General features: G+C 38.2%; 25 protein-coding genes. 11 read left to right on the forward strand and 14 right to left on the reverse strand.

Features of this window, described 5'->3' with window-relative positions:
• Nucleotides 1-7: 7 nt before the first annotated feature.
• Nucleotides 8-904: a LysR family transcriptional regulator ArgP gene (locus tag QSG86_RS08775; RefSeq protein ID WP_317031140.1), complete on the reverse strand. Its 897-nt coding sequence runs from the start codon at nucleotides 902-904 to the stop codon at nucleotides 8-10.
• Nucleotides 905-1,018: 114 nt separating this feature from the next.
• Between QSG86_RS08775 and QSG86_RS08780 the strand changes: the two genes are divergently transcribed.
• Nucleotides 1,019-1,618 carry a LysE/ArgO family amino acid transporter gene (locus tag QSG86_RS08780; RefSeq protein ID WP_317031141.1) on the forward strand — a complete coding sequence of 200 codons (600 nt, stop codon included), beginning with the start codon at nucleotides 1,019-1,021 and terminating at the stop codon, nucleotides 1,616-1,618.
• A gap of 171 nt (nucleotides 1,619-1,789) precedes the next feature.
• On the opposite strand, the gene QSG86_RS08785 is transcribed toward QSG86_RS08780, so the two are convergent.
• From QSG86_RS08785 to dapD, 5 genes are all read right to left on the reverse strand, one after another.
• Nucleotides 1,790-2,251: a peroxiredoxin gene (locus tag QSG86_RS08785; RefSeq protein WP_317031142.1), complete on the reverse strand. Its 462-nt coding sequence runs from the start codon at nucleotides 2,249-2,251 to the stop codon at nucleotides 1,790-1,792.
• Nucleotides 2,252-2,375: 124 nt separating this feature from the next.
• Complete coding sequence (locus QSG86_RS08790) at nucleotides 2,376-2,780, reverse strand: hypothetical protein (protein ID WP_317031143.1); 405 nt, start codon at nucleotides 2,778-2,780, stop codon at nucleotides 2,376-2,378.
• A 19-nt stretch (nucleotides 2,781-2,799) separates the two neighbouring features.
• Nucleotides 2,800-3,471, reverse strand: a complete 672-nt coding sequence (gene queC / locus QSG86_RS08795) for a 7-cyano-7-deazaguanine synthase QueC (RefSeq protein WP_317031144.1) — start codon at nucleotides 3,469-3,471, stop codon at nucleotides 2,800-2,802.
• Nucleotides 3,472-3,497: 26 nt separating this feature from the next.
• Nucleotides 3,498-4,211 carry a 7-carboxy-7-deazaguanine synthase QueE gene (queE, locus tag QSG86_RS08800; protein WP_317031145.1) on the reverse strand — a complete coding sequence of 238 codons (714 nt, stop codon included), beginning with the start codon at nucleotides 4,209-4,211 and terminating at the stop codon, nucleotides 3,498-3,500.
• A 76-nt stretch (nucleotides 4,212-4,287) separates the two neighbouring features.
• Nucleotides 4,288-5,109: a 2,3,4,5-tetrahydropyridine-2,6-dicarboxylate N-succinyltransferase gene (gene dapD / locus QSG86_RS08805; protein WP_317031146.1), complete on the reverse strand. Its 822-nt coding sequence runs from the start codon at nucleotides 5,107-5,109 to the stop codon at nucleotides 4,288-4,290.
• A 431-nt stretch (nucleotides 5,110-5,540) separates the two neighbouring features.
• On the opposite strand from dapD, the gene carO reads away from it, so the two are divergent.
• Nucleotides 5,541-6,296 carry an ornithine uptake porin CarO gene (gene carO, locus QSG86_RS08810; protein WP_317031147.1) on the forward strand — a complete coding sequence of 252 codons (756 nt, stop codon included), beginning with the start codon at nucleotides 5,541-5,543 and terminating at the stop codon, nucleotides 6,294-6,296.
• 109 nt (nucleotides 6,297-6,405) lie between these two features.
• On the opposite strand, the gene QSG86_RS08815 is transcribed toward carO, so the two are convergent.
• The 6 genes from QSG86_RS08815 to QSG86_RS08840 all read right to left on the reverse strand — a co-directional run bounded on the left by QSG86_RS08815 (nucleotide 6,406) and on the right by QSG86_RS08840 (nucleotide 11,894).
• Complete coding sequence (locus tag QSG86_RS08815; RefSeq protein ID WP_317031148.1) at nucleotides 6,406-7,329, reverse strand: CysB family HTH-type transcriptional regulator; 924 nt, start codon at nucleotides 7,327-7,329, stop codon at nucleotides 6,406-6,408.
• 47 nt (nucleotides 7,330-7,376) lie between these two features.
• Nucleotides 7,377-8,438 (reverse strand): sulfate/molybdate ABC transporter ATP-binding protein, encoded by a 1,062-nt coding sequence (locus QSG86_RS08820; RefSeq protein WP_317031149.1) that lies wholly within the window; start codon nucleotides 8,436-8,438, stop codon nucleotides 7,377-7,379.
• Nucleotides 8,439-8,452: 14 nt separating this feature from the next.
• On the reverse strand, nucleotides 8,453-9,337 hold the full coding sequence (gene cysW / locus QSG86_RS08825) for a sulfate ABC transporter permease subunit CysW (protein ID WP_317031150.1): 885 nt from the start codon (nucleotides 9,335-9,337) through the stop codon (nucleotides 8,453-8,455).
• The gene (cysT, locus tag QSG86_RS08830) at nucleotides 9,334-10,167 is read right to left on the reverse strand and encodes a sulfate ABC transporter permease subunit CysT (RefSeq protein ID WP_317031151.1); all 834 of its coding nucleotides are present in this window, start codon (nucleotides 10,165-10,167) and stop codon (nucleotides 9,334-9,336) included. The genes cysW and cysT overlap by 4 nt, the downstream gene beginning before the upstream one ends.
• An 80-nt stretch (nucleotides 10,168-10,247) precedes the next feature.
• Nucleotides 10,248-10,856, reverse strand: coding sequence for an alpha/beta hydrolase (locus QSG86_RS08835; RefSeq protein WP_317031152.1), 609 nt, complete (start codon nucleotides 10,854-10,856; stop codon nucleotides 10,248-10,250).
• Between the two features lie 27 nt (nucleotides 10,857-10,883).
• Entirely contained in the window at nucleotides 10,884-11,894 is a 1,011-nt protein-coding gene (locus tag QSG86_RS08840) for a sulfate ABC transporter substrate-binding protein (RefSeq protein ID WP_317031153.1), read from the reverse strand.
• Nucleotides 11,895-12,057: 163 nt separating this feature from the next.
• On the opposite strand from QSG86_RS08840, the gene pabC reads away from it, so the two are divergent.
• From pabC to tmk, 3 genes are all read left to right on the forward strand, one after another.
• Nucleotides 12,058-12,867, forward strand: coding sequence for an aminodeoxychorismate lyase (gene pabC / locus QSG86_RS08845; RefSeq protein ID WP_317031154.1), 810 nt, complete (start codon nucleotides 12,058-12,060; stop codon nucleotides 12,865-12,867).
• Between the two features lie 76 nt (nucleotides 12,868-12,943).
• Entirely contained in the window at nucleotides 12,944-13,924 is a 981-nt protein-coding gene (mltG, locus tag QSG86_RS08850; RefSeq protein WP_410487520.1) for an endolytic transglycosylase MltG, read from the forward strand.
• A 9-nt stretch (nucleotides 13,925-13,933) separates the two neighbouring features.
• Nucleotides 13,934-14,530, forward strand: a complete 597-nt coding sequence (gene tmk / locus QSG86_RS08855) for a dTMP kinase (protein WP_317031156.1) — start codon at nucleotides 13,934-13,936, stop codon at nucleotides 14,528-14,530.
• A 131-nt stretch (nucleotides 14,531-14,661) separates the two neighbouring features.
• On the opposite strand, the gene nadB is transcribed toward tmk, so the two are convergent.
• Nucleotides 14,662-16,296 (reverse strand): L-aspartate oxidase, encoded by a 1,635-nt coding sequence (gene nadB, locus QSG86_RS08860; protein ID WP_317031157.1) that lies wholly within the window; start codon nucleotides 16,294-16,296, stop codon nucleotides 14,662-14,664.
• A gap of 480 nt (nucleotides 16,297-16,776) precedes the next feature.
• Here nadB and QSG86_RS08865 point away from each other — a divergent pair, with 480 nt between their 5' ends.
• Both QSG86_RS08865 and QSG86_RS08870 read left to right on the forward strand, forming a co-directional pair.
• Nucleotides 16,777-18,180 (forward strand): Do family serine endopeptidase, encoded by a 1,404-nt coding sequence (locus QSG86_RS08865; RefSeq protein WP_317031158.1) that lies wholly within the window; start codon nucleotides 16,777-16,779, stop codon nucleotides 18,178-18,180.
• Nucleotides 18,181-18,529: 349 nt separating this feature from the next.
• Entirely contained in the window at nucleotides 18,530-18,979 is a 450-nt protein-coding gene (locus QSG86_RS08870) for a thioesterase family protein (RefSeq protein ID WP_317031159.1), read from the forward strand.
• Nucleotides 18,980-19,042: 63 nt separating this feature from the next.
• Here QSG86_RS08870 and QSG86_RS08875 read toward each other — a convergent pair whose 3' ends face one another.
• Nucleotides 19,043-19,738: a hypothetical protein gene (locus QSG86_RS08875; RefSeq protein WP_317031160.1), complete on the reverse strand. Its 696-nt coding sequence runs from the start codon at nucleotides 19,736-19,738 to the stop codon at nucleotides 19,043-19,045.
• A gap of 464 nt (nucleotides 19,739-20,202) precedes the next feature.
• Here QSG86_RS08875 and lepA point away from each other — a divergent pair, with 464 nt between their 5' ends.
• The 4 genes from lepA (at nucleotide 20,203) to era (ending at nucleotide 24,878) form a co-directional block, all read left to right on the forward strand.
• On the forward strand, nucleotides 20,203-22,020 hold the full coding sequence (gene lepA, locus QSG86_RS08880) for a translation elongation factor 4 (RefSeq protein ID WP_317031161.1): 1,818 nt from the start codon (nucleotides 20,203-20,205) through the stop codon (nucleotides 22,018-22,020).
• 22 nt (nucleotides 22,021-22,042) lie between these two features.
• A complete protein-coding gene (gene lepB / locus QSG86_RS08885) occupies nucleotides 22,043-22,870 on the forward strand; it encodes a signal peptidase I (RefSeq protein WP_317031162.1) in 828 nt (275 codons plus the stop codon).
• A 281-nt stretch (nucleotides 22,871-23,151) separates the two neighbouring features.
• The gene (rnc, locus tag QSG86_RS08890; protein ID WP_317031163.1) at nucleotides 23,152-23,853 is read left to right on the forward strand and encodes a ribonuclease III; all 702 of its coding nucleotides are present in this window, start codon (nucleotides 23,152-23,154) and stop codon (nucleotides 23,851-23,853) included.
• On the forward strand, nucleotides 23,850-24,878 hold the full coding sequence (era, locus tag QSG86_RS08895; protein WP_317031164.1) for a GTPase Era: 1,029 nt from the start codon (nucleotides 23,850-23,852) through the stop codon (nucleotides 24,876-24,878). The genes rnc and era overlap by 4 nt, the downstream gene beginning before the upstream one ends.
• The last annotated feature ends 29 nt before the right edge of the window (nucleotides 24,879-24,907 follow it).

Consider the following 24,907-nt stretch of genomic DNA (forward strand, 5'->3'; position numbering starts at 1 on the left):
TAAGCGCTCACTCGTTGTATATCAGCAATTGCTGTGTTTGAGTAATTATTTGCTGACTGATCGCATGTAGTGCAGTGGACTGCTGTTCCCAGTGGTGCCAATATAAATATTGATCCTTACGTGCTTCTGGTAGAAGTTCAATTAATTGCCCTGTGTGTAATTGTTGCTGGATTTGTATTTCCGGCACCATACCAAAGCCAAGTGATAATTCAATTGCTTCAACAAAAGCAGTTGAGGAGGGAATAAAATGATGAGGATAATCGTGTTGATTTAAACCAAATAGCGATAAAGTCATTTTTTCATGTAGTTGATCTTTATGATTAAAAATCACAGCGGGTGCTTGGCGTATCGATTGGCGATGTATTCCTTGATCAAACCAGTCTTGTCTAAACTGCGGTGTAGCAACCATTTTATAGCGCATATTTCCTAGTAAATGCGCATGACAGCCTTTCATGGTTTGCGGGACTTCTGAAATACAGGCATTGACTAAACCATTTGCCAGTAATTCATGTGTTTGTGACTGATCTTCAATCATTAAGTTTAAGGTAATTTTTTTTTGAATGAGTATTGGTTGTAGGATGGGAAGTAGCCATGTTGCCAATGTATCTGCATTGGTCGCAATATTTAATTGATAAAATGCATGACGATGATGACCTTGTAATTGTTGTAACAACTGATTTTCTTTTAAACGTTGATGTTGCAGATGTTTGAGTAAAATTTCTCCTGCATGAGTCACACGACATGGACGTTCTCGTACAATGAATATTTGTCCTAATTGTTTTTCAAGTGTTTGTACACGCAGGCTTACTGCTGATGCTGTAATGCATAATTGTGTTGCTGCGGCTTCGAAGCTACCATACTCAGCTACAGCTAAAAAAGCTTCACACGATTTATGCGCTAACATAATTTACCTTAAAAAAATTAATGGAGATTGATATTTTCTGAATATTGTCTTTTCAACACTAAAATAACAGAAAATGACCATGGTAGATATTTTATTGTGGGATGTAATAAAGTCATGCTCAATAGTTTTGTGCAAGGATTTTTGGTTAGTTTAAGTTTAATCGTTGCGATTGGGGCACAGAATGCTTTGGTATTAAAACAAGGTTTAACCCGACAATATGTATTCTGGATCTGTTTGTTGTGTGCACTGTCAGATACCATATTGATTTTGGCAGGTATTTTTGGTTTTGCACAAATACTGAGTATGTATCCCGATTGGCTCATTTGGGTTAAATATGCTGGTGCATTATTTTTATGGATCTATGCGTTACAGCATTTTTATCTGGCCTATCAAATTAAATCTGGTTTAGAACAGCACCCATCTCAATCATCCAGTTTAGGGCGAACATTATGTATTTGTCTGATGTTGACGTGGTTAAATCCTCATGTTTATTTAGATACCGTCATATTAATCGGCAGTATTTCGGTACAATTTGCAGCGACAAAAATTTATTTTGCCAGTGGTGCAATTTTGGCTTCTTGGTTGTTTTTCTTTAGTTTAGGTTATGCGGCACAGTGGCTACAGCCAATATTTAAAGATTATCGTATGTGGAAATTTTTTCATGTCTTGATGGCGCTGGTGATGTGCTGGATTGGTCTTCATCTATTGCAATAGATTTTTGACCATGGTCATGGGTTATTTTAACATGCTCAATCGATCTTTTATTTATTTGTCGCTATGAAGGTCGGACTGAGTCATACATCATATCTTGATCATATTATTTTAAGTACAGCAGATAGCGCCGCATTGAGACGATATCTGCTTTATCCTCATCGGGCGATGATATTATGAATTTTGTAGCTTTGTTAGGTCAGCTAAAACTTGTTCAGCATGTCCAGCTGCTTTGACTTTACGATAGCTTTTGACCAATTGGCCTTGATGAAAAATAAAGGTAGATCGTTCAATGCCCATGACTTTTTTGCCATACATGTTTTTCTCTTTAATCACATCAAAATGCTGACACAGTATTTCTTCTGGATCACTGATTAAATTAATACTGAGATTTTGTTTTGCTGTAAAATTTTGATGTGTCTTCACTGAATCACGCGAAACACCAATAATCGTGGTATTGAGTGCATCAAACTGATCTTTTAGACATGAAAAGCTGACCGCTTGTGTGGTACATCCTGGTGTTGAATCTTTAGGATAGAAGTAAATGATTAACCAGTCTGTGGTCATCTCATTGAGATTGACTTGTCCCGTGGTAGTGGCAAAATTTTGCTGAGGTAAATTGATTTTCAATGACATATCCTTTAATGCTTGATCACGAATAGGGCAATACTAAGCCTTAGGGTTAAATTTATTATGACTGATGTCATCCTCAAGAGTAAAAAAGCCACAGTGTTGTGGCTTTTTTACTCTTTAAGATTGCCTATTTGGCTTGAAGACTTAATAATTTTTTCTGTAGATCAGCACCTAAGCAATTTTTGATTTTAGGCTCTTCAGCTTTTTGTAAACGCGCTAAAATTTCTTTTACTTTTGCCTGATTTTTTGCATTTGTTGCACTTTGTAGATCCCATTTGGTACTTTCAGTCATACGGCCACGAGATTCTACATTACATGAACAGAGTTTGTTGACATCTGCTTTGGTTAATTTATTTAAAGCACCTGCCTTGGTATAATCATCGACACACACATTAATCAAACTTTGCTTGATATTGGTACTTTGATAAGCAGCTTCTAACTTTTTCGCCTGCTCAGCATTGTTGGCATAACTGGTTGCAGAAACCAATGAGGTGAATGCAATCAGTGTAGAAAATAAAATTTTAGATTTCATATCGCTTAAAGTGTCCTATTTAATTAGGCATATAACGAGTTGGATCTGTAACACCTGCTTCAGCAAAGCCTTGCTTGCGTAAGCGACAGCTATCACACTTTCCACATGCTCGTCCTTCTTGGTCTGCTTGGTAGCATGACACAGTTTGACTATAGTCTACGCCATGTTCAATGCCTAAGCGAATAATATTTGCTTTGGATAAATGTAATAAAGGTGTTTCAAATTTAAGCGGTTTACCTTCTACCCCGACTTTGGTGGCCAAGCGAGCCATATTAGCAAAGGCATCAATAAACTCTGGACGACAGTCTGGATAACCCGAGTAATCGACTGCATTAATTCCAATTACAATCGCTTCTGCTGCAAAAACTTCGGCTGCAGCTAAAGCATAGGAAAGAAAAATAGTATTACGTGCGGGTACATAAGTAATTGGAATACCGGTTTGTTCTTGTTCAGGAATTTCAATACTATGGTCGGTCAGCGCAGAGCCGCCTAAATTACCTAAATCAATATTAATGATACGATGTTCAATACCTGCACGTTCTGCAAGTGCTTTGGCAGCATCCAGCTCAGTAGAGGAACGTTGACCATAACTAAAGCTTAAGGCAATACAGTCATATTGAGCTTGTGCCCAAGCTAAACATGTAGTGGAATCTAAACCGCCAGATAATAAGACTACGGCACGAGAGCGCATATTTTATTCTCCAAAATCATGTACCATTAACGACCAGTTTCATCGTTCCATAACAATTTATGTAATTGTAGTTGGAAACGAACGGGGAGATGGTCTTCTAAAATCCATTGTGCTAAATCACGTGCAAGTTGTGGTAAGCGGACAGCACCTTTTTCAACAGCAAAAGCGGGGGAGAACCAGATGGTATTCACTTTTTCATTGAGTGTGTACTGTGCCACTTGGGCTTTAGACCATTCATAATCTTCACGATTACAAATCACAAATTTAATTTGATCATGTAAGGTTAAATAATCAATATTACTTATTAAATTTCGTGACATTTCACCAGAGGTTGGTGTTTTAAGATCTAAAACTTTAGATACACGTGGATCAATATGGGACACATCCAGTGCGCCACTTGTTTCTAGAGAGACGTGACAACCTAAATCGACTAAGCGTTGCATCAAGGGTAAGGCATTCGGTTGTGCTAAAGGTTCACCGCCAGTTACACAGATATAAGGTGTATTAAAACTCAGTGTACGTTGAATAATTTCGTCAAGTGATATTCGTGTGCCACCTTCAAATGAATAGGTTGTATCACAATAAGTGCAACGTAAAGGACAGCCCGTTAAACGAATAAAAACAGTGGGTAATCCCGCAGTATTTGCTTCCCCTTGCAGTGAGTAAAAGATCTCCGTAATACGTAGTCCTGCAGAAGGATCAGAAACAGGAATAGCCGAAGAACGTAGAGAAGTTGTCATACCATTAACCACAGATTAGAAAAATAAAATCTCTACGATTATTTATAATCGTAGAGATTTCAAAGGATTGTGTATTTTAGTCTTCGCGTAATAAATCATTCAAGCTGGTTTTAGCACGCGTTTTTGCATCTACTTTTTTCACAATAATGGCTGCATATAAGTTACATGTACCACATTTTGATGGCAGCGTTCCAGCAACGACAACAGAGCCAGCAGGTACACGACCATAATGAATTTCACCAGTTTCACGGTCATAAATCTTAGTCGATTGACCAATAAATACACCCATTGAAATGACAGAGCCTTCTTCTACAATCACACCTTCTACAATTTCAGAACGTGCGCCAATGAAGCAGTTATCTTCAATAATGGTTGGGTTTGCTTGTAATGGCTCAAGTACACCACCAATACCAACACCGCCAGAAAGGTGAACATTTTTACCAATTTGTGCGCAAGAACCAACAGTTGCCCAAGTATCTACCATGGTGCCTTCGTCGACATACGCGCCAATATTGACGTATGACGGCATGAGTACAACATTTTTTGCTTGGAATGAACCTTTACGTGCAACAGCGGGTGGAACAACACGTACACCAGCTGCTTTAAACTGAGCCTCAGTCCAGCCATTAAATTTGGTATCTACTTTGTCATAGAATTGAAGGTCACATGATTCAATGACTTTATTATCATTGAGTTTAAATGATAATAACACTGCTTTTTTCAACCATTGGTGAACGATCCATTCACCGTCAATTTTTTCAGCAACGCGTAATGTACCGTTATCTAAGCCTGCAATTGCTTCCTCAACTGCCTGACGAATTTCTGCAGGACAATCTGCAGCTGTAAAATTAGCACGGTCTTCAAAAGCTTGTTCAATGATTGTTGAAAGCTGTGACATGATTTTCCTTCCAGAAAAAAAATTTAAAAGATTTTACACTATATTCAGTAAAAAATTGATGAAAAACTGTTTTATATCGAAATTAATTATTAATTTTTACAATGGTCTATATTGACATTTAACTGTGCTTCTAGATTGTCTCGTTAAAGTACAGCGACAACCTTCTAAAGATTGATCAATATTCTGCTACAATAAATAACCGCATGGCCATCGGCCATAATCATGCTTGCTCAAATGGGTGTTAGTTTTGTGCACTATATATAAATAAGCGATATTGCATCAGTTAAGATAAAGAAAAATCATACAACAAAGATGAATAATGTATCAAAAAGTTACAAAAATAGACGAAGAATTCCACAATTATCACTTATATTCAGATTGTAAATTTTTTTCTTAATTATTATTTCAGTTAAAAATCTGAGGAAAATTGGATGAAAGCGATTAAAACAATCCTAGCAGCTTCGATGTTCACGGCAATTGCAGGTTCAACGATGGCTGGTGTTATCGATGATGGATATGTCGGAGCTTCTTCTTTATTACCAACGGGTGCACGCGTAGAAGTGGGGACTACTGGGTATGGTGCTGCATTACAATGGGCCGTTAATCCATATGTGGGCTTAGCATTAGGTTATAATGGTGGCGACATTTCATGGAATAGCAATTTAAAAATTGATGGGTCAAAATATGATTGGGACCAGAACAATAAAAACACCTATTTAAATGCAGAAATTCGTCCTTGGGGAGCAAGTGATAATAAGTGGGCTGAGGCATTTTATGTTGCAGCAGGTGTTGCTTACTTAAAAAATGACTATGATCTTGAACGTCGTGTTGGTGCAGGTGAAAGCTTTAAGGTCAATCATACCGAGTTTAAAGCGGGTGATCAAGGTATTCGTATTAAAGGAAGTACTGATTATAAAAACACCATTGCGCCGTATTTAGGTGTGGGTTATTCGCCTAAATTAGGACAAAACTGGGGGCTTTTTGCTGAAGCAGGTGCTTACTACAGTGGTAATCCAAAAGCAGATTTAGTATATGCTGGTGGTAATTTAGAAGGTATGACAGATGAAGCAACTAAAAAAGATCTTAATCTAGAGGATGCATTAAAAGCTGAAGGAAGCAAAATTTCGAATAAAAATAAATATGCATGGATGCCAGTGGCTAAAGTTGGTGTTAATTTCTTCTGGTAAGTCTTAAAGCGTATTTAAGCTGCTGGATGTTAGCGCAGCTAGATCACCCTACCAGTCAAATCGAGATTTGACTGGTATTTTTATTGCTATCAGTACTATTTTAACGTGACTAATCTTCTGGATAAGCCATTTTTTTCAATGCTTTAATATTGGTGTCTGGTGAGCAAAGCGAAATAAATTCATAACCATAACCGCGTAATAAATGACCTTTACGTACTGCAATCCAAGTGGTATTGATACCAAAAAGATCCGTTTCAATTTGTTTTAGACGATAATCACGTTCTGGGTCATAAGCAACATTATTGACAATACCGACCCCCATACCGAGTTCAACATAAGTTTTGATAACATCGGTATCAAGTGCAGACATCACAATATCGACTTCAAGACCTGCATCTTCAAATGCTTTATTGATCTTAGAGCGTCCAGTAAAGCCATCATGATAGGTAATAATCGGATAACTGGCCAAATCGGCAATACTGATCTGTGCTTTGGTGGTTAATGGATGATGTTGTGGTGTAATAATACTATGTTGCCAATTATAGTAAGGGATACTGGCTAAATTATCTTCTGTCGTTAATGACTCGGTCGCAATACCAATATCGGCTTCACCTTGTAATAACATTTCAGCAATCTCAATTGGACTGCCTTGTTGCAGGATTAAATGGACTTTGGGAAATTCCTGCTTAAACTGATTTATAATTGGCGGTAAAATATAACGTGCCTGAGTATGTGTTGTGGCAATAGTGAGCGTCCCTTCATCAACACGATTAAAATCATCGGCTAAGCGTTTAATGTTATCCGCATCTACCAACATTCGTTCTACGATTCCGAGTAAAGACTGTCCTGGTTCAGTTAAACCCAATAAACGTTTGCCTTTACGAATAAACAGTTGTACGCCTAACTCATCTTCTAGATCTTTAATATGCTTACTGACACCAGATTGTGATGTATAAAGTGCAGCTGATGCCTCAGTAAGATTAAAGTTCTGCCTCACTGTTTCTCGAATAATTCGTAGTTGTTGGAAATTCATATTCTATTTTCCTCAGAGGATGGGGCGTGTCGCCCCATCGATCAGTCTTAAGCGACTTGGTTTTCAAATAAATGTAATTTGGTCGGACTGAGCCAAACAGTTTGATTAATACGAAATTGATGTTGTTTTGATTCTTCAGCAGTTAATGCGATTTCAATGGTATTACCTTGGTAATCACTTAGTTCTGCTAAAATTTTGCCTGCTATCCAAACTTCACGTAAAAAAGTGGCTTGAATGGCATTTGCTTCTGGTTGGCTATGAATACGCAGTTCATGTGGTCGAGCAAAAGCAACCACATCACCTTGTGGTGCATTTTCATGGTGTGGTAGTTGAATACGATCTTCACCAATTTGAATAATGCCTTGATGACTGTATCCTTCAAAACGGTTGGCCTGACCTAAAAAGTCAAAAACAAAAGGCGTGGCAGGTTGTTCATACACTTCACGAGGTGAACCAATCTGTTCTACTTGACCTTTGTTCATGACAATGATTTGATCAGCAACTTCTAAAGCTTCCTCTTGATCATGTGTGACAAAAATAGAGGTAATATGTAATTCATCATGTAGTGTACGTAGCCAGCGACGTAGCTCTTTACGTACTTTGGCATCTAAAGCACCAAAAGGTTCATCTAGTAATAGGACACGCGGTTCAACTGCTAAGGCACGTGCGAGTGCAATACGTTGTCGTTGACCGCCCGATAATTGAGCTGGATAGCGATCTGCTAAAAAACTCAGTTGGACTAAATCCAGTAAGCGCATGACGCGCTGTTTAATTTCTGCTTCAGACGGACGAGTACCACGTGGTCGAACACGTAAGCCAAATGCAACGTTATCAAATACGGTCATGTGACGAAATAAAGCATAATGCTGGAATACGAAACCAACTTGACGCTCGCGCACATGCACATCGGTCGCATCCTGACCTTCCAGAATCACTTGCCCACCATCTGCAGATTCTAAACCAGCAATAATGCGTAGTAATGTTGTTTTACCGCAACCTGATGGACCAAGTAAGGCAACCAATTGGCCATCTGGAAAATCTAAGGTAATATTTTTAAGCGCATGGAATGCACCGAAGTTTTTTTCAATATTTTTAACTTGAATACTCATGATGTCATTCCTCATTAGATGGTTGAATCTTCATATGGTTTAATTTGCTTGCCTTGGCGTGCTTCAATCCATGCTTTGAAAATTAAAGTAATAATGGCGAGAAAGGCCAAAAGCGAAGACACCGCAAATGCTGCACTAAATGTATATTCGTTATAAAGAATTTCAACATAGAGTGGTAGGGTGTTGGTTTCACCACGGATATGGCCAGATACAACCGATACCGCACCAAACTCGCCCATAGCACGCGCATTACATAAAATGACACCATAAATCAGGCCCCACTTGATGTTGGGTAAAGTCACTTTCCAAAAGGTTTGCCAACCTGAAGCACCCAATACAATTGCAGCTTCTTCTTCTTCCGTACCTTGAGCTTCCATGAGTGGAATGAGCTCACGTGCAACAAAAGGTACTGTGATAAAAATAGTGGCAATCACAATTGCAGGGATAGCATATAAGATTTTAATATCATGATCTAATAACCAATCACCAAACCAGCCTTGCGTACCAAAAATCAGTACCAACATTAAACCTGCAATCACAGGAGAAACGGCAAATGGAAGATCAATTAAGGTGGTTAAAATAGATTTACCACGGAAATTAAATTTAGCAACAGCCCATGCTGCAGCAACACCAAAAATGACATTCATTGGAACGGCAATTGCAGCAGTCAGTAAGGTGAGTTTAACTGCTGATAATGTATCGGGTTGTATTAAGGCTTGAAAATAAACATTCATACCTTGTTTAAACGCTTCAACAAAGACCAGAATAAGTGGTAAGACGAGGCAGCTTAAAAAGAAAATCAAGGCAATGGTCAGTAACAGATAACGTACCCAAGTCGGTTCGCGGGTTGCATCACGTGACTGTAATTTTTCAGCTAAAGCATTGGGATTGATATTCATCGTGCAGTTCTCCCGGTACGACGGCTGGCCCAAGCTTGTAATAAGTTAATCACAAACAAGATTAAAAATGAGATCATCAACATGACGACAGCAATCGTAGTTGCAGCAGCATAATCATATTCCTCTAAACGAGAAATAATCATTAATGGTGCAATTTCAGTCTTAAAGGGTTGATTACCCGCAATAAAAATAACAGAACCATACTCTCCGACGCCACGAGCAAAAGATAAGGCGAAGCCAGTAATTAAAGCAGGCAATAAAATAGGTAGAATAATTTTACTGACAATTTGTAGACGATTTGCGCCTAGGGCTGCTGCTGCTTCTTCCAGTTCTGTTTCTAAATCACTTAAAACAGGTTGTACTGTACGGACCACAAAAGGTAAGCCAACAAAAATTAAGGCCAATGTAATGCCTAAAGGTGTATAAGCGACTTGAATACCCAATGGTTCCAGATATTGACCGAGCCAACCTGTAGATACATATAGTGACGTTAAGGCAATCCCTGCAACGGCTGTAGGTAATGCAAAAGGTAAATCGACTAATGCATCTACAATGCGTTTACCAGGAAAGCTATAGCGTACGAGGCACCATGCCAATAACAGTCCAAATACAACATTGGTTAATGCGGCAATAATGGCTGTAGTAAAACTGAGTTGTAGCGATTTAATAATACGCTCTGAGGTGACAATTTCCCATAAACCATCCCAACCAATACCCAAAGATTTAATAAATACAGCAGATAAAGGAATAAGAACAATTAATGATAAATACGCTAGGGTAAAGCCTAGAGATAGACCAAATCCTGGCAGCACTCGGGATCGCTGCGACATGATTACTCCTCAAACAGAGAGAATACTAACCCATATAGTTAGTGAAGATAAAAATTTGTACCAAGCATAAATTGCACTAATTAAAAAGCAAATTTAAATAAATGCTTGTGATCATCAGAAATATTGATATATCGCATATTCTTTTCTGAAATCAAGAAATCAAAAATTTCAGGGAAAGGACCAAATCCAGAAGCAACATTAATATGACCAACACAGCCTAAATTGACCGGTGTTAATTGCCAAGATGAAGCTAAATCAAGTGCATCATTAAAATTTAGCCAAGGATCATTTTCACTCATGATGAAGGTTGCTGGAACTTTAATTTTAAGTTGATGAAAATAATCTTGGTAATGACCGAACGCATCATCAGCAAAACCATGTATACCAAAACGTATCGGATTTGCGGGTGCAACCAAAACCAGATTTTTAACTTTGCTGTTAAACTCTGGATACTGTGCCAGCGTTGCAACAATACTCAGGCAGCCAAAACTATGGGCCACAATTTCAATACGCTGTTCAGGTAATGCCGATAAGGTTTTGGCACATTCAGCAACCCATTCATTTAAAATCGGTTGCTGCCAATTTTTCTGTTCGATTCGTGAGCAAGACATGAGCTGTCGTTGTAACCAAGATTGCCAATGATGATATTCACTACCACCTACACCTGGAACAATTACGGTATGTGTCATATCTTTACTCCTCAATCAATCGCACACTTATTTGGCATTGTTGGCACTAACAATCTGGTCAAAAATGCCGCCGTTTTCAAAATGTACTTTTTGAACTTTATTCCATCCACCAAACGCTTGATCAATGGTCACCAGTTTGAGTGGTTGAAAGGTATGTTGATATTTTGCTAAAACAGCTTGATTACGTGGTCGGTAAAAATTACGTGCAGCAATTTCCTGACCTAAAGGCGAATATAAAAAGTTTAAGTAACCTTTGGCTAAATGAATATTGCCTTTTTTCTGAGCATTCTTTTCAACGATTGCAACAGGAGGTTCTGCTAAAATGGATAATGATGGTGTAATGATTTCAAATTGACCAGGTTGTTCACGTAATGCAAGATGTGCTTCATTTTCCCATGCCAATAACACGTCACCAATACCGCGTTCAGCAAATGTTGTGGTAGACCCACGAGCACCAGAATCAAGTACTTTGGTGTTTTTATAAATTTTAGCCACAAAATTTTGTGCTGTTTGATCATTACCACCCGGCTGATTTTTGGCATAGGCCCAAGCAGCTAAATAATTCCAGCGTGCTCCTCCGGATGTTTTGGGATTGGGTGTAATAATTGCAACACCGGGTTTAACCAAATCATTCCAGTCCTGAATATGTTTAGGATTTCCTTTACGCACTAAGAAAACAATGGTTGACGTATAGGGAGTTGAATTATTTGGGAGTTTTTTCTGCCAATCGGTCGGCAGTAATTTGGCTTTTTGTGCAATCACATCAATATCGGCAGCAAGTGCGAGTGTCACGACATCAGCATTTAACCCATCAATAACAGCACGCGCCTGTTTGCCAGAGCCGCCATGGGATTGTTTGAAATTAATTTTTTGTCCAGTACGACTTTCCCAATATCGAGAAAAATTCTTATTAACATCATCGTATAATTCACGTGTAGGATCATATGACACATTAAGAAAATCTTTCGCAATCGCAGAGAAAGAGGTTGCAGCGAGAATCGCGGCGATAAGTCCAGTTTTTAGCTTTGATCCGCTCATGGTTACCCCAAATAAGAATGCTTTATAAGATGATGGCAAGAATAGCTTGTGTCTTTTTGCAAAAAAAATAAGAAAAAATGAATTTTATATACGAAAAAAAGCAATAGAAAATTAATATAACTTACCTAAAATAAGACATGATTTATGGCTGGATGTTGAATTGATGCAATGCTTTAAAAATGGCGAGCAAGTTAAAGAGATTTCATTATTTGATCGTGCCTTTCATTATGGAGATGGCTGCTTTACCACAGCATGTATTCGTGATGGAAACATGCAGTTGGCAGCATTACATATGGCACGGCTAGAATGGTCTTGCGAAAAACTTTTCCTTTGTGCTGATTTTGCGGTTATTCAACAGACAATACATCGTTTAAATATTTCACAACCAGCCAATGGCACATTAAAAATTGTGGTGAGTCGTGGTGATGGTCCACGTGGTTACACGTTACCCCAACATCCAGCCGATGTCTGGCTGTTTTATTATCCAGCTGATGTACAAGATTTTCGTTATCAAATCATAGAGAGTGGTGTTTTGCTGCAACGTATTGGACTGATGATGCCTAATTTAGTGGGTATAAAAAGTTTAAACCGCTTAGAGCAAGTCTTATTAAAACATGAGGCTGATCAACAGGGCTGGATTGAAGCATTGGTCTGTGATGTGCAAGATACCGTTGTTGAGGGTGTTAGCAGTAATTGTTTTATTCGTATCAATCATACATGGATTACACCGCAACTTGGTTATAATGGTGTGCATGGTGTGATGCGTGCTGAAATTTTACGACGTATGCAACAACAAGGTATAGATTGTCAACAACGTAGTGTGACGATGGATGAAATTCATCATATTGAGAGTTTATTTTTTTGTAATGTGCTTCATCCTATGAAAATGGTTGCCCAGTTTGAACAGCGAAATTTGGATGTGCAACCTTGTATTGACCTTTTTAATCATCTCCATTTGAATCAGATTTACTAATATGTCTACATCTCAAACCAAACCGTCCAATAAAGACCCTCAGCGTGTTAAAAAACTGCCGCTTCGTGCATTATTGATGAGTTTTATCATCATTTTATTACTCGTGATATGGGTATTATGGAGCAGTTTATTGAAAGACTATCCCGTTCAGGGCGCGAAAAAAATGCTCGCGATTAGTCAAGGTGATAGCTATTCGGCTTTTATTGATCGTTTAGCCAAAGAGGATGATGTTAATTTTCCAATTGTATTAAAGCTTTATCAGCATCTTTTTATTCATGATAGCCTTAAAGCTGGTGTATATGAAATTCCTCAAGGCACCAGTATCCGACAAGTTTTGGTGATGATTTCCAATGCAGATAATGCACATCTCAATCGTATTTTAGTCATTGAAGGAACCACATTTAAAGATTTGGTGCGTCAGTTACAACAAGATGATTTGGTTAAAAAAGAAGTTACACAGTTGCCTTATGCACAGATGTTGCAAGCTTTAGATATTCCTTTTGATCATCCAGAAGGATTGTTTTCACCGAATACTTATTTTTTTGCTAAAGGTGAATCAGATAAAAAAATTCTCAAGGATTTATATCAACATCAAATGAAAGCACTGGATCAAGCTTGGCAAGGTCGAGCAGCAGGTTTACCTTATAAAAATAAATATGAAGCTTTAATTATGGCCTCAATTATTGAAAAAGAAACCAGCTTAGATGCTGAGTTAGCGCAAGTTTCAGGTGTTTTTGTACGTCGTTTGCAAAATGGTATGCGATTGCAGACTGATCCAACGGTTATTTATGGTATGGGCGACAAATATCAAGGTAAAATTAGCCGTCAAGACCTAAGAACAGCAACACCTTATAATACTTATACCATGTCAGGTTTGCCGCCAACACCAATTGCATTACCCGGTAAGAAAGCGATTGAGGCTGCAATGCATCCTGATCAGGCAGATACGCTTTATTTTGTCGCTACTGGCAATGGCGGACATAAATTTAGTCGTAATTTACAAGAGCATAATCAAGCTGTTCAAGCTTATTTAAAAGTATTAAGATCCAAGTCATGAGGAGAGGGGATGTTTATCAGTTTTGAGGGAACCGAAGGTGTGGGTAAGACAACACTCATCCGTCGTATTCATGATTATTTACAACAACAAGGACAGCAAGTGGTGTTGACACGTGAGCCAGGTGGCACACCTATGGCTGAACAAATTCGTGCCTTGTTGTTAAGTGTTGATCATCAAGAGCAGATGTGTCATGAAACCGAGCTATTGTTGATTTACGCAGCACGTGCACAACATTTGGCAGAGGTCATTGCACCAGCATTGGCCAGTGGTAAAACAGTATTATGTGATCGTTTTGTCGATGCAAGTTTTGCTTATCAATGTATGGGACGTGGCTTAAGTCAAGCGCACTTTGCATTACTCAATCAACATTTTGTTTCCCATTTGCCCAATATTACGTTTTGGCTTGACGCACCACTGGAAGTCGGAATGAATCGTGCCCGAGCGCGTGGTGCTTTAGATCGTTTTGAACAAGAGAAATTAAATTTTTTCCAACAGGTACGTCATGGTTACCAGTTACTTTGGCAACAAAATCCTGAACGCATTAAGCGATTGGATGCGACACAAACTGCAGATGAGGTTTTTCAGCAAGCATGTCAATATCTTTAAGTCATCAAGATAGATGGATTTGACTGTTGTGTGAGCTATGCATATTCAGGGCGTATACACTGTTTATCGCGTTCGGTAGGAATTCTCTTAAAGAGTAAGTTCAATTCAACTTACTCTTTATCAATGGCTGATCAACAATTGATTAGATGTTTTTCAACTGTAAAATTTGGTGGTGTTAATACGGTTCGTTTTAATTGCTGTGCTTGTTCGGGATAGTCTAAGCTAAAGTGCAAGCCACGTGACTCCTGACGTTGTAAGGCACATTGTACAATCATTTCCGCAACCATCACCAGATTTCTAAGTTCAATTAAGTTTTTACTGACTTTATAGTCTTGATAATACGCTGTAATTTCATGCTTAAGCATTTCGATACGATGTAGTGCGCGTTCTAAACGTTTGGTGGTACGTACAATGCCGACATAATTCCACATGGTTTGGCGCAATTCATCCCAATTTTGTAAGATGACGACATCTTCATCTGGATCAGTCACTTGACTATCATCCCATGAACTCACTTGAGGTAAATGGATATCAGGACTATATTGACTTTGTATATGCTGAGCTGCTGCCATACCATAGACAAAACATTCTAACAGTGAATTACTGGCCATACGGTTAGCACCATGTAAACCCGTATATGAGGTCTCGCCAATCGCATATAAGCCTTGTAGATCGGTTTGACTATGTTCATCGACCATGACGCCACCACAAGTATAATGTGCTGCCGGTACCACAGGAATCATTTCTTTGGTGATATCAATACCTAATTCAAGTAAGCGTTGGTATAAGGTAGGGAAATGTTCTTGAATAAAATCTTGAGATTTATGTGTAATATCTAACCAGACATGACGAATACCGAGACGTTTAATTTCAAAATCTATGGCACGTGCCACAATATCTCGTGGCGCAAGTTCAGCGCGCTCATCAAAACGCAGCATAAAACGTTCACCATCAGGCAAGCGTAAATAAGCACCTTCACCACGCATAGCTTCAGTAATTAAAAAAGACCGTGCTTGGGGATGATATAAACAGGTTGGATGAAATTGATTAAACTCCATATTTGCCACTCTGCATCCTGCTCGGTATGCCATGGCAATGCCATCGCCTGTGGCAATATCTGGATTGGATGTATAGAGATAAGCGTTCATTGCACCACCACATGCCAGTGCAGTAAATGGGGCAAGAAAAGTATGTACTTTTTCAGTCCGTGTATCTAAGGCATACAGACCTATTGCACGTGTTGTCGTATCACGAGCTGTAGGTTCAGTTTGGATAATATCGATCGCAATATAGTTTTCAAAAATTTGAATATTATCTTTTTCAAGTGCGCGTGCAACCAGGGTTGTTGAAATGGCTTTACCTGTCGCATCTGCGGCATGAATAATCCGACGATGAGAATGTCCGCCTTCACGTGTTAAGTGCAGTTGTGCCTGCTCATCTAAGGTAAATTGAACACCTTGTGTTAATAGAAAATCAACAGCAGCTTCGCCGCCCATCACTGTTTTTTTTACCGCATCCAATTCACATAAATAAGCGCCAGCAACCATCGTGTCATCAATATGATGTTCAATTGAGTCAGTTTTATCTAAAACTGCTGCAACACCTCCTTGGGCATAATAAGTACTTGCATCTGTTAAGTCAGATTTGGCTAAAATAGCGATTTTAAAATGACTCGGCAGTGACAGTGCGAGTGTTAAACCTGCACCACCGCTTCCAACAATAATGACATCAAACTCATGAGACGTGTTTAAATTAGACATATTCATCGGCTAATTTGAGAAAAAGTTCATTAATAACAACGTTTTTTTTTGAAAAAGGCAAGGAAATAGCGCTTAAATTTGATATTGGAAATTTAGATCAAACATGGAAATGTCACTAAACGCTTGTTTAAAAAATATAATTGACCAATATGACTACTGCGATTGTGATATTGGTAGCGGGATGACGGTGTGGGCTGTGAGTGTGACAGCCTTTGATATTTAGGGCGACAGCATTTCATCAAATAAAATGCAAATATAATTCAGCATGCTGAGATTTTATGACATATTTTAAGGTGATTTTAATGCGGAATGTGTTGAATAAATATTGCGCCTGATTATGCTGTAATGGTCACATGATGTATCCGTTATGATGATATTGACTGACTGTATTGATGATGAATATGATTCGCATATAGAGGTTAAACGTTAAGTTTGATGTGTGATCATGCTATATCCAGATTGAAAATTATTGAGTGAATCGTGTATATGAAAAAAAATTATCTACAAAAAAGTTTATACGCTGGCATATTTGCTATGACAGCAATGCATAGTCAGGCAAGCTCTCCTGTTGACTTTTCTAACTTGGTTGAACAAGTCAGCCCAGCTGTGGTACGGGTAAATGTTGTAAAAAAAATGACACAGGAAGAGTTATTACAAGAACAAATACCTGAAATTTTAAGACGATTTTTTGGTAATCAAGTGGTGATTCCACAGCAGCAGACGCCACAGGAAAAAGTAGGTTCGGGGAGTGCTTTTTTTATCAGTAAAGATGGTTATTTACTCACCAATCATCATGTGGTTGAAAATGCCTCAAAGGTGACGATTGTTTTAAATGATCGCCGTGAGTTAGATGCCAAAGTTGTTGGAAGTGATGCACGTACAGATGTGGCATTACTTAAAGTTACCGGTACAAATTTTCCAGAATTAAAAGCAGGCAATGTCGACCGACTCAAAGTCGGTGAGCCTGTACTTGCGATTGGTTCACCATTTGGTTTTGATTATTCTGCCTCAGCAGGTATTGTGAGTGCCAAAATGCGTAATATGCAAGGCGAAGCGACGGTCCCTTTTATTCAAACTGATGTGGCATTAAATCCAGGAAATTCTGGCGGACCATTATTTAACCAGCGTGGTGAAGTGGTTGGTGTTAACTCTAGAATTTTTAGCGGTACTGGCGGTTATATGGGGCTGTCTTTTTCTATTCCAATAGATGTTGCCATTGATGTGGCTGACCAGTTGAAAAAAACAGGAAAAGTGACACGACCTTATTTAGGTGTCGGTTTGCAAGAAATTGATCGTACTTTAGCTGAAGCTTATAAACTTCCAAAACCGGAAGGCTCTTTAATTACCCAAGTTAATCCAAATTCTCCTGCCGCAAAAGCTGGATTAAAAGCGGGTGACGTTATTTTAAAATTAAATGGAATTGATATTCCAAGTACCGTACAACTTTTTAGTTATTTAAATCGTGCTGTACCGGGGCAAACCCTAAATTTTGAAATCTTACGTGATGATAAGCGCCAAAATATTTCAGTCACGTTAACCACTGCACCAGATGATACACCTGCTTCAGAGCGGGCACAAAATACAGCAAATAGTGGCCCTACATTAGGTGTGGCGATACGAGAATTGGCGCCAGCAGAACTTGCTCAATTAAATATTAAAGGTGGTGTATTGATACAAGATGTCCGCCGTGGTGGAATTGCAGCAACGGCTGGTTTAGCACAAGGTGATGTTATTGTGCAAATCAATAATACTGAGGTGATTAATCCAGCACAATTTGCACAGTTGGTTAAATCACTAAAACTAGGTTCTGTTGCACGTGTAACGCTTATTCGTCAAGGTACACGAGCGATTGTGGGTATGCGTATTACAGACAATAAAAATCCGCAATGATGATTAAATATCAATTGAATCATGTGTGCCATTTTTAAATTTTGGTACGGAAATGTTTTATGGATGACAACGTCGCTGGACAGAGCTTCGGATGTTAAGGGGATGATGGGTGATTTTATGAAGTCTCAAAAGATCACCGCTTAAGTACAATTGAACAACGTGAAATGTTCTGCCCTGTACGTTGCTATAGATAACGTATTGATATTGATCTTAAGATATGATGTTTTTAGACTTTTCATCTCTTTGCTGTGAGGGAATACAGCACATCATTTCCTATATCGCGTTATTTTAGTGGTCATATATGCTAAAGTCCGTGCTTAAGCATGCATATTTTTGAATAGGTTTATAGATGACCGATGTTTTTGATTTAAGCATAGTTGTAGAACCACAGCATATTGATATTTTGGGGCATGTAAATAATGTGGTTTATGTCAGTTGGATGCAAGATGTAGCTTCAGCTCATATTGAGGCATTAGGTTTGGGGTTACAACAATATATTGCATTAAAGCATGCCATGGTCGCAGTTGAACATCATGTACAATATCGAAAAGCAGCCTTGGTGAATGATGAAATTGTATTAAGAACATGGCTAGATGATCTCAATGCATTGTATTTATCACGACAATATGTGTTTTATCGTGCTAAAGATCAAACGATATTGTTTGTTGCTAATACCAAATGGGCATGCGTGGAAATTGCGACAGGCCGCGCTAAGAGAATGTCACCCAGCTTTACTCAAGCCTACCAGCCAATTTCAGCTCGGATAAATCCGCTTGATTTTAGTATTTATCATGAATGAATCTCAGCCAATCTATTCGTACTTAAGAGCAGATCAAGCGTACAAATAGATTGGGAAGGGTATCTAATCAAAAATTTTATGAATGGCTTGAATGGGTAAAGTAATCACATCAAAGGCAACTGCAAATGGAAAAAGTAATAGCTTTTCCCCCGAATTTTGTTGTTTAGAACTTGAAGATTGTTGCTGTTGCTGGGTATAAATACGAATGTTATATGCTTTACTTAAGGGTTTGAGTGCTGCTCTATTATTGGCGCCAGGATAAACTAATCCTGTTAAAGGAATATCTAGACAAAACCGTTGTGAGTTTAAGCGTTGATCACTTGATGATGTGCATTCTCGCGCATTATTTTCAATAAAAAATTCACGATCTTTTTTCTGAATATCTTCAGAAAGCATAATATATTCTAACGGCAGTACACCATTAAATTTGCCATCATTATGCTCAGAATGAAATGCCAAGGCTTTGCTTACTTTAATACGTTTTGGATCAAGTGTATTTAATACCTGACTAAATTGAGTTCCTCCACTGGTTAAAACATAACTATTTTTCTGTCCCGCAATCACGATGCTGTCAGCTGGAAGTTCAGCGATATATTGTGAGGGTTTACCAAATGCTAATACTTGATCTTCGAGCAGCAATTTTTGCACAGTATGTGAAGTACTTTTATGTTGATCTTTATTGAGTAGTGTTGTGGTGGCACAGCCACTGCTGAATAGACTTGCTGTAAGTGTTATAAAAAATAGATAATTTTTTTTCATAGATAGGAAAATCGCTGTTTAAGTTAAAAAATATCGGGTGTGACATCGACTTTAAGTTCAATCATCTATCAGGGATGATGCGTTTTGTCTCGCGTTAAAAGACGAGTTGGTTTTAACAAATATAGAACGCCATAATTTTTCGTCAATATCGTTGAATCTAGGAACACCTATTCAAAATAATATTGTTATTCAAGCCGATTGACTATTTGATTCATCTGATTTTACGTGCTGATGATCATTTAAGCATTGCATATCTGCAGCATAATTTAACATTAATTGATGCTATGCTTAAGTGAGATATACATTTAACTTTAATTCGGTCCTATATTTTATTGATCCGTAATCTATATTTTTAACTGTTATCTGCTTATACTGTGCGAAACTCATAGAAACATTCTTTTTACACGTCATACGTACTTTTAAGATACAAGTACATGATGGTGTACATATTTTTAAGGTAACACATGGCAACAGCTAAAAAGTCTGTAGATATCAATAACATACGAAATTTCTCAATTATTGCACATATTGATCATGGTAAGTCAACACTTGCCGATCGATTCATTCAAATGTGTGGTGGCCTGCAGGATCGTGAAATGCAAGCTCAAGTTCTTGACTCAATGGAGTTGGAGCGTGAGCGTGGAATTACGATTAAAGCAACATCGGTGACGTTATATTACACACATCCTAATGGTCAAGAATATCAATTAAATTTCATTGATACACCAGGGCACGTGGACTTTTCTTATGAAGTATCTCGTTCACTTGCTGCATGTGAAGGTGCGTTATTGGTTGTTGATGCTGCACAAGGTGTAGAAGCCCAGTCAGTTGCAAACTGCTATACGGCAATTGAGCAAGGTCTAGAAGTTTTACCTATTCTCAATAAAATTGATCTACCTCAAGCTGAACCGGAACGTGTTGTTCATGAAATAGAAGAAATTATTGGTATCGAAGCAACACATGCTCCGACATGTTCGGCAAAAACAGGTTTAGGTGTAGAGCAAGTTCTGGAAACTTTGGTGGATATTATTCCAGCACCACAAGGCGATCGGGACGCACCATTACAAGCATTAATTGTTGATTCATGGTTTGATAATTATCTAGGTGTTGTATCACTGGTCCGTATTAAACAAGGCCGAGTGCGTAAAGGCGATAAAATGTTGATGAAATCAACAGGTCAAACCCATATTATCACTTCAGTCGGCATTTTTAATCCTAAACATACCGAAACAGGTATATTGGAAGCAGGTGAAGTCGGTTTTGTGATCGCAGGAATTAAAGATATCTTTGGTGCACCTGTTGGCGATACGATTACCTTGGCAACAACGCCTGAAGTGACAACATTACCAGGTTTTAAAAAAGTTAAACCTCAAGTGTATGCTGGATTATTTCCAATTGATGCGAGTGATTTTGAACCATTTCGTGAAGCATTGCATAAATTACAGATTAATGATTCAGCACTATTTTTTGAACCAGAAAGTTCTGATGCTTTAGGTTTTGGTTTCCGTTGCGGCTTTCTGGGTATGCTGCATATGGAAATTGTACAAGAGCGTTTAGAGCGTGAATATGATTTAGACTTGATCTCATCTGCGCCAACGGTAATTTATGAAGCTGTGATGAAAAATGGTCAAACCATTTATATTGATAGTCCATCAAAAATGCCAGATGGTTCAACAGTTGAAGATTTACGTGAACCGATTGCGGAATGTCATATCTTAGTACCACAAGAATATTTGGGTAATGTCATGACCTTATGTATTGAGCGTCGTGGGGTACAAAAAGATATGAAATTTTTAGGCAATCAGGTTTCAATCACCTTTGAGATTCCAATGGCTGAAGTGGTTATGGATTTCTTTGATAAATTGAAATCTTGTTCACGTGGATTCGCATCTCTTGATTATAACTTTGTACGTTTTGAAAGCTCATCTTTAGTCAAAGTCGATGTGTTAATTAATGGTGATCGTGTTGATGCTTTGGCCATGATTTGTCATCGTAATGATGCACGTCATCGTGGTATTGCACTGGTCGAAAAAATGAAAGATCTAATTCCGCGTCAAATGTTTGATGTGGCAATTCAAGCTGCGATTGGTGCACAAATTATTGCACGTTCAACTGTTAAAGCGATGCGTAAAAACGTATTGGCTAAGTGTTATGGGGGCGACGTTTCTCGTAAGAAGAAACTATTGTCGAAGCAAAAAGAAGGTAAGAAGCGTATGAAGCAAGTGGGAAGCGTTGAAATTCCACAAGAAGCATTCCTTGCCGTATTGAAAGTAGAACGATAATAAGATAGAGGTCATTTAGCTCATGGATTTTGATTTTAATTTAATTCTGGTACCCGTTACACTGATTTTATTTGTAGTGTGGCTGTTAGATAAATTGGTTTTTAAGGAGCGAAAATCAAAAGGGCGTGGTAATGAAAAAGCAATTATTCGATGGGCTTATGATTTCTGGCCAGTATTGGCTGTAGTGTTATGTCTACGTTCATTTTTATATGAACCATTCAATATTCCATCTGATTCTATGGTACCGACTTTAGAAACAGGTGATTTTATTTTAGTCAATAAGTTTGACTATGGTGTCCGTTTACCGATTATTAATAAAAAAATTATTGATGTGGGTGAGCCAGAGCGCGGAGATGTGATTGTTTTCCGTTATCCGCCACAGCCAAGCATTAGCTATATTAAACGTGTGGTGGGATTGCCTGGCGATCATATTGTGTATGATCATGGACAATTGATTATTAATGGACAAAAAGTCTCTAAAACACCAATCAAGTTTAGTCGTGAAAAAGATATTTTAGATACGCCTAATTCTTTGTATTATAAAGAAAAATTAGGAGATCATACCTTTACCATGCGTGAGTTGGAAGGGGTGAATGTAGCCAGTCAAGCGCCGTTTCTTAAATATGTTAATGGTGAGAAGTTTGTTGCTCAAAATGGTCAATACTGGGAAGTGAATGTACCTAAAGGTCAATATTTTGCCATGGGTGATAACCGTGATCAGAGTGCTGATAGCCGCTTTTGGGGATTTGTACCTGAAGAAAATTTAACAGGTCGAGCATTCTATATCTGGATGCACAAAGAGCCAGGATTCCATTTACCATCGTTTAGTCGTAATGGTTCTATTGATTAAGTAGAAGATTGTTCTTGAGCAAGTATGAACATGACAAATCAGCAGCATCGATTGTAACTTTTAATGTTACAATAGTATGAGATGTTACTGCTACTCACCACACATGCGGTGGGGCTTGTTTTAATGGATAATATGACGCCAGTCATATTTCTATCTAACATTAAAGTTTAAAGATGTGACCATAGTGAAATATAAATCAGTATGGTTGATAAATAAATGATAGCAAGATGGGCGCATGTCCTGTCTTGCTGTTGATTTGCTATTAAAGTTCGAGAAAAGTTTTGATCAAAGCTCAATCCAAGCTAAATGAAATGCGTTTAGCGAGTCGTATCGGTTATCAATTTAAGCAATCTGAATTGTTACAGTTAGCACTAACCCATCGATCGGTGAGCCATAAATACAATTATGAGCGTTTAGAGTTTTTGGGTGACTCGTTATTGGGTATGATTATTGCGCATTATCTATACCATGCTTATCCCAATGAAAATGAAGGGCGTTTAACCCGTATGCGTGCAACACTGGTTCGTCAGGAAGCATTAGGTAAAATTGCCAATGATTTAAAATTAAGCCAGCACTTGATTTTAAGTACTGGAGAGTTGAAATCTGGTGGACATCATCGTGAATCCATATTGGCCGATACTGTAGAATCCATTATTGGGGCAATTTATCTGGATTGTGGTGATCTTAATCAACTGCGTACAATTGTGCTAAAGTGGTATGAGCCTTACTTAGAGTATATTGAACCAACAGATCAACTCAAAGATCCAAAGTCACGCTTACAAGAATATTTGCAAGCACGTAAAAAGCCTTTACCTATTTATGATGTTGTTGATATTCAAGGGGATGCACCGCATCAACATTTTACAGTAGAATGTCAAGTTGAAGGCCTTCCGATTATGAAGGGTGAAGGATCAAGTCGCCGCTTTGCTGAACAGGCAGTTGCGGCAGATATTTTAAAATTAATGGAGCAAAAGTCTAAATGACTACTCATTCCGATCACATCGATGCTGATCACGAGTCGCAAAGCGACAATAATGACTTAATTGGTCAGTTTTTTAGTGCACAAGGTACAGAAATTCCATCAGATTACCGTAGTGGATTTGTGGCCATTGTTGGTCGTCCAAATGTGGGTAAATCGACACTAATGAATCATTTGCTGGGACAAAAACTGTCGATTACCTCACGTAAACCGCAAACAACACGGCATAAAATTGTAGGAATTGATTCTCGTGAAAAATCTCAAGCTGTATTTGTAGATACTCCGGGAATGCATAAGAAGGAAGTTCGTGCCATCAATAAAATGATGAATCGTGCTGCATCTTCTGCCTTGCGTGATGTAAATTTGGTTCTATTTGTGGTCGATGCACAAAAATGGACTCAAAATGACGAATTGGTTTTAGAGAAGTTAAAAAATGCTGAAATGCCTGTCATTTTGGTGATTAATAAACTAGATACGTTAGAAAATAAAAATTTTGCATTACCTTTGATTCAAGAGCGTGCAAAACTGATGAATTTTGCAGAAATTGTACCAGTATCTGCATTGCGTGGTGCTAACTTAGAGCATTTGCGCGATACCATTGCGCAATATCTGCCTTTTCAGCCACCATTGTATTCATTAGATCAGGTCACAGATCGTTCAGAGCGATTCTTGGCTTCCGAAATTATTCGTGAAAAGATTATGCGTCAATTAGGTGAAGAGTTACCTTATGACTTAACGGTTCAAATCGAATCTTTTAAAACCGAAGAACCGAGTTTGAATACAAAAACAGGACGTATGAAAGCGGCATGTACTTATATTGATGCGACCATTTTTGTTGACCGTCCTGGACAAAAAGCCATTGTTATTGGTGAAAAAGGTACCAAGCTGAAAAAAATTGGTATGGATGCACGTGTTGACATGGAAAAAATGTTTGAACAGAAGATTATGCTGACACTTTGGGTTAAGGTAAAAGGTGGTTGGTCTGATGATGAACGTGCCTTGAAAAGTTTAGGTTATAGTGATATTTAATCGCAACAGATGTGTGTTTTGATGTGATT

Source organism: Acinetobacter sp. SAAs474 (assembly GCF_032823475.1).
Taxonomy (GTDB): domain Bacteria; phylum Pseudomonadota; class Gammaproteobacteria; order Pseudomonadales; family Moraxellaceae; genus Acinetobacter.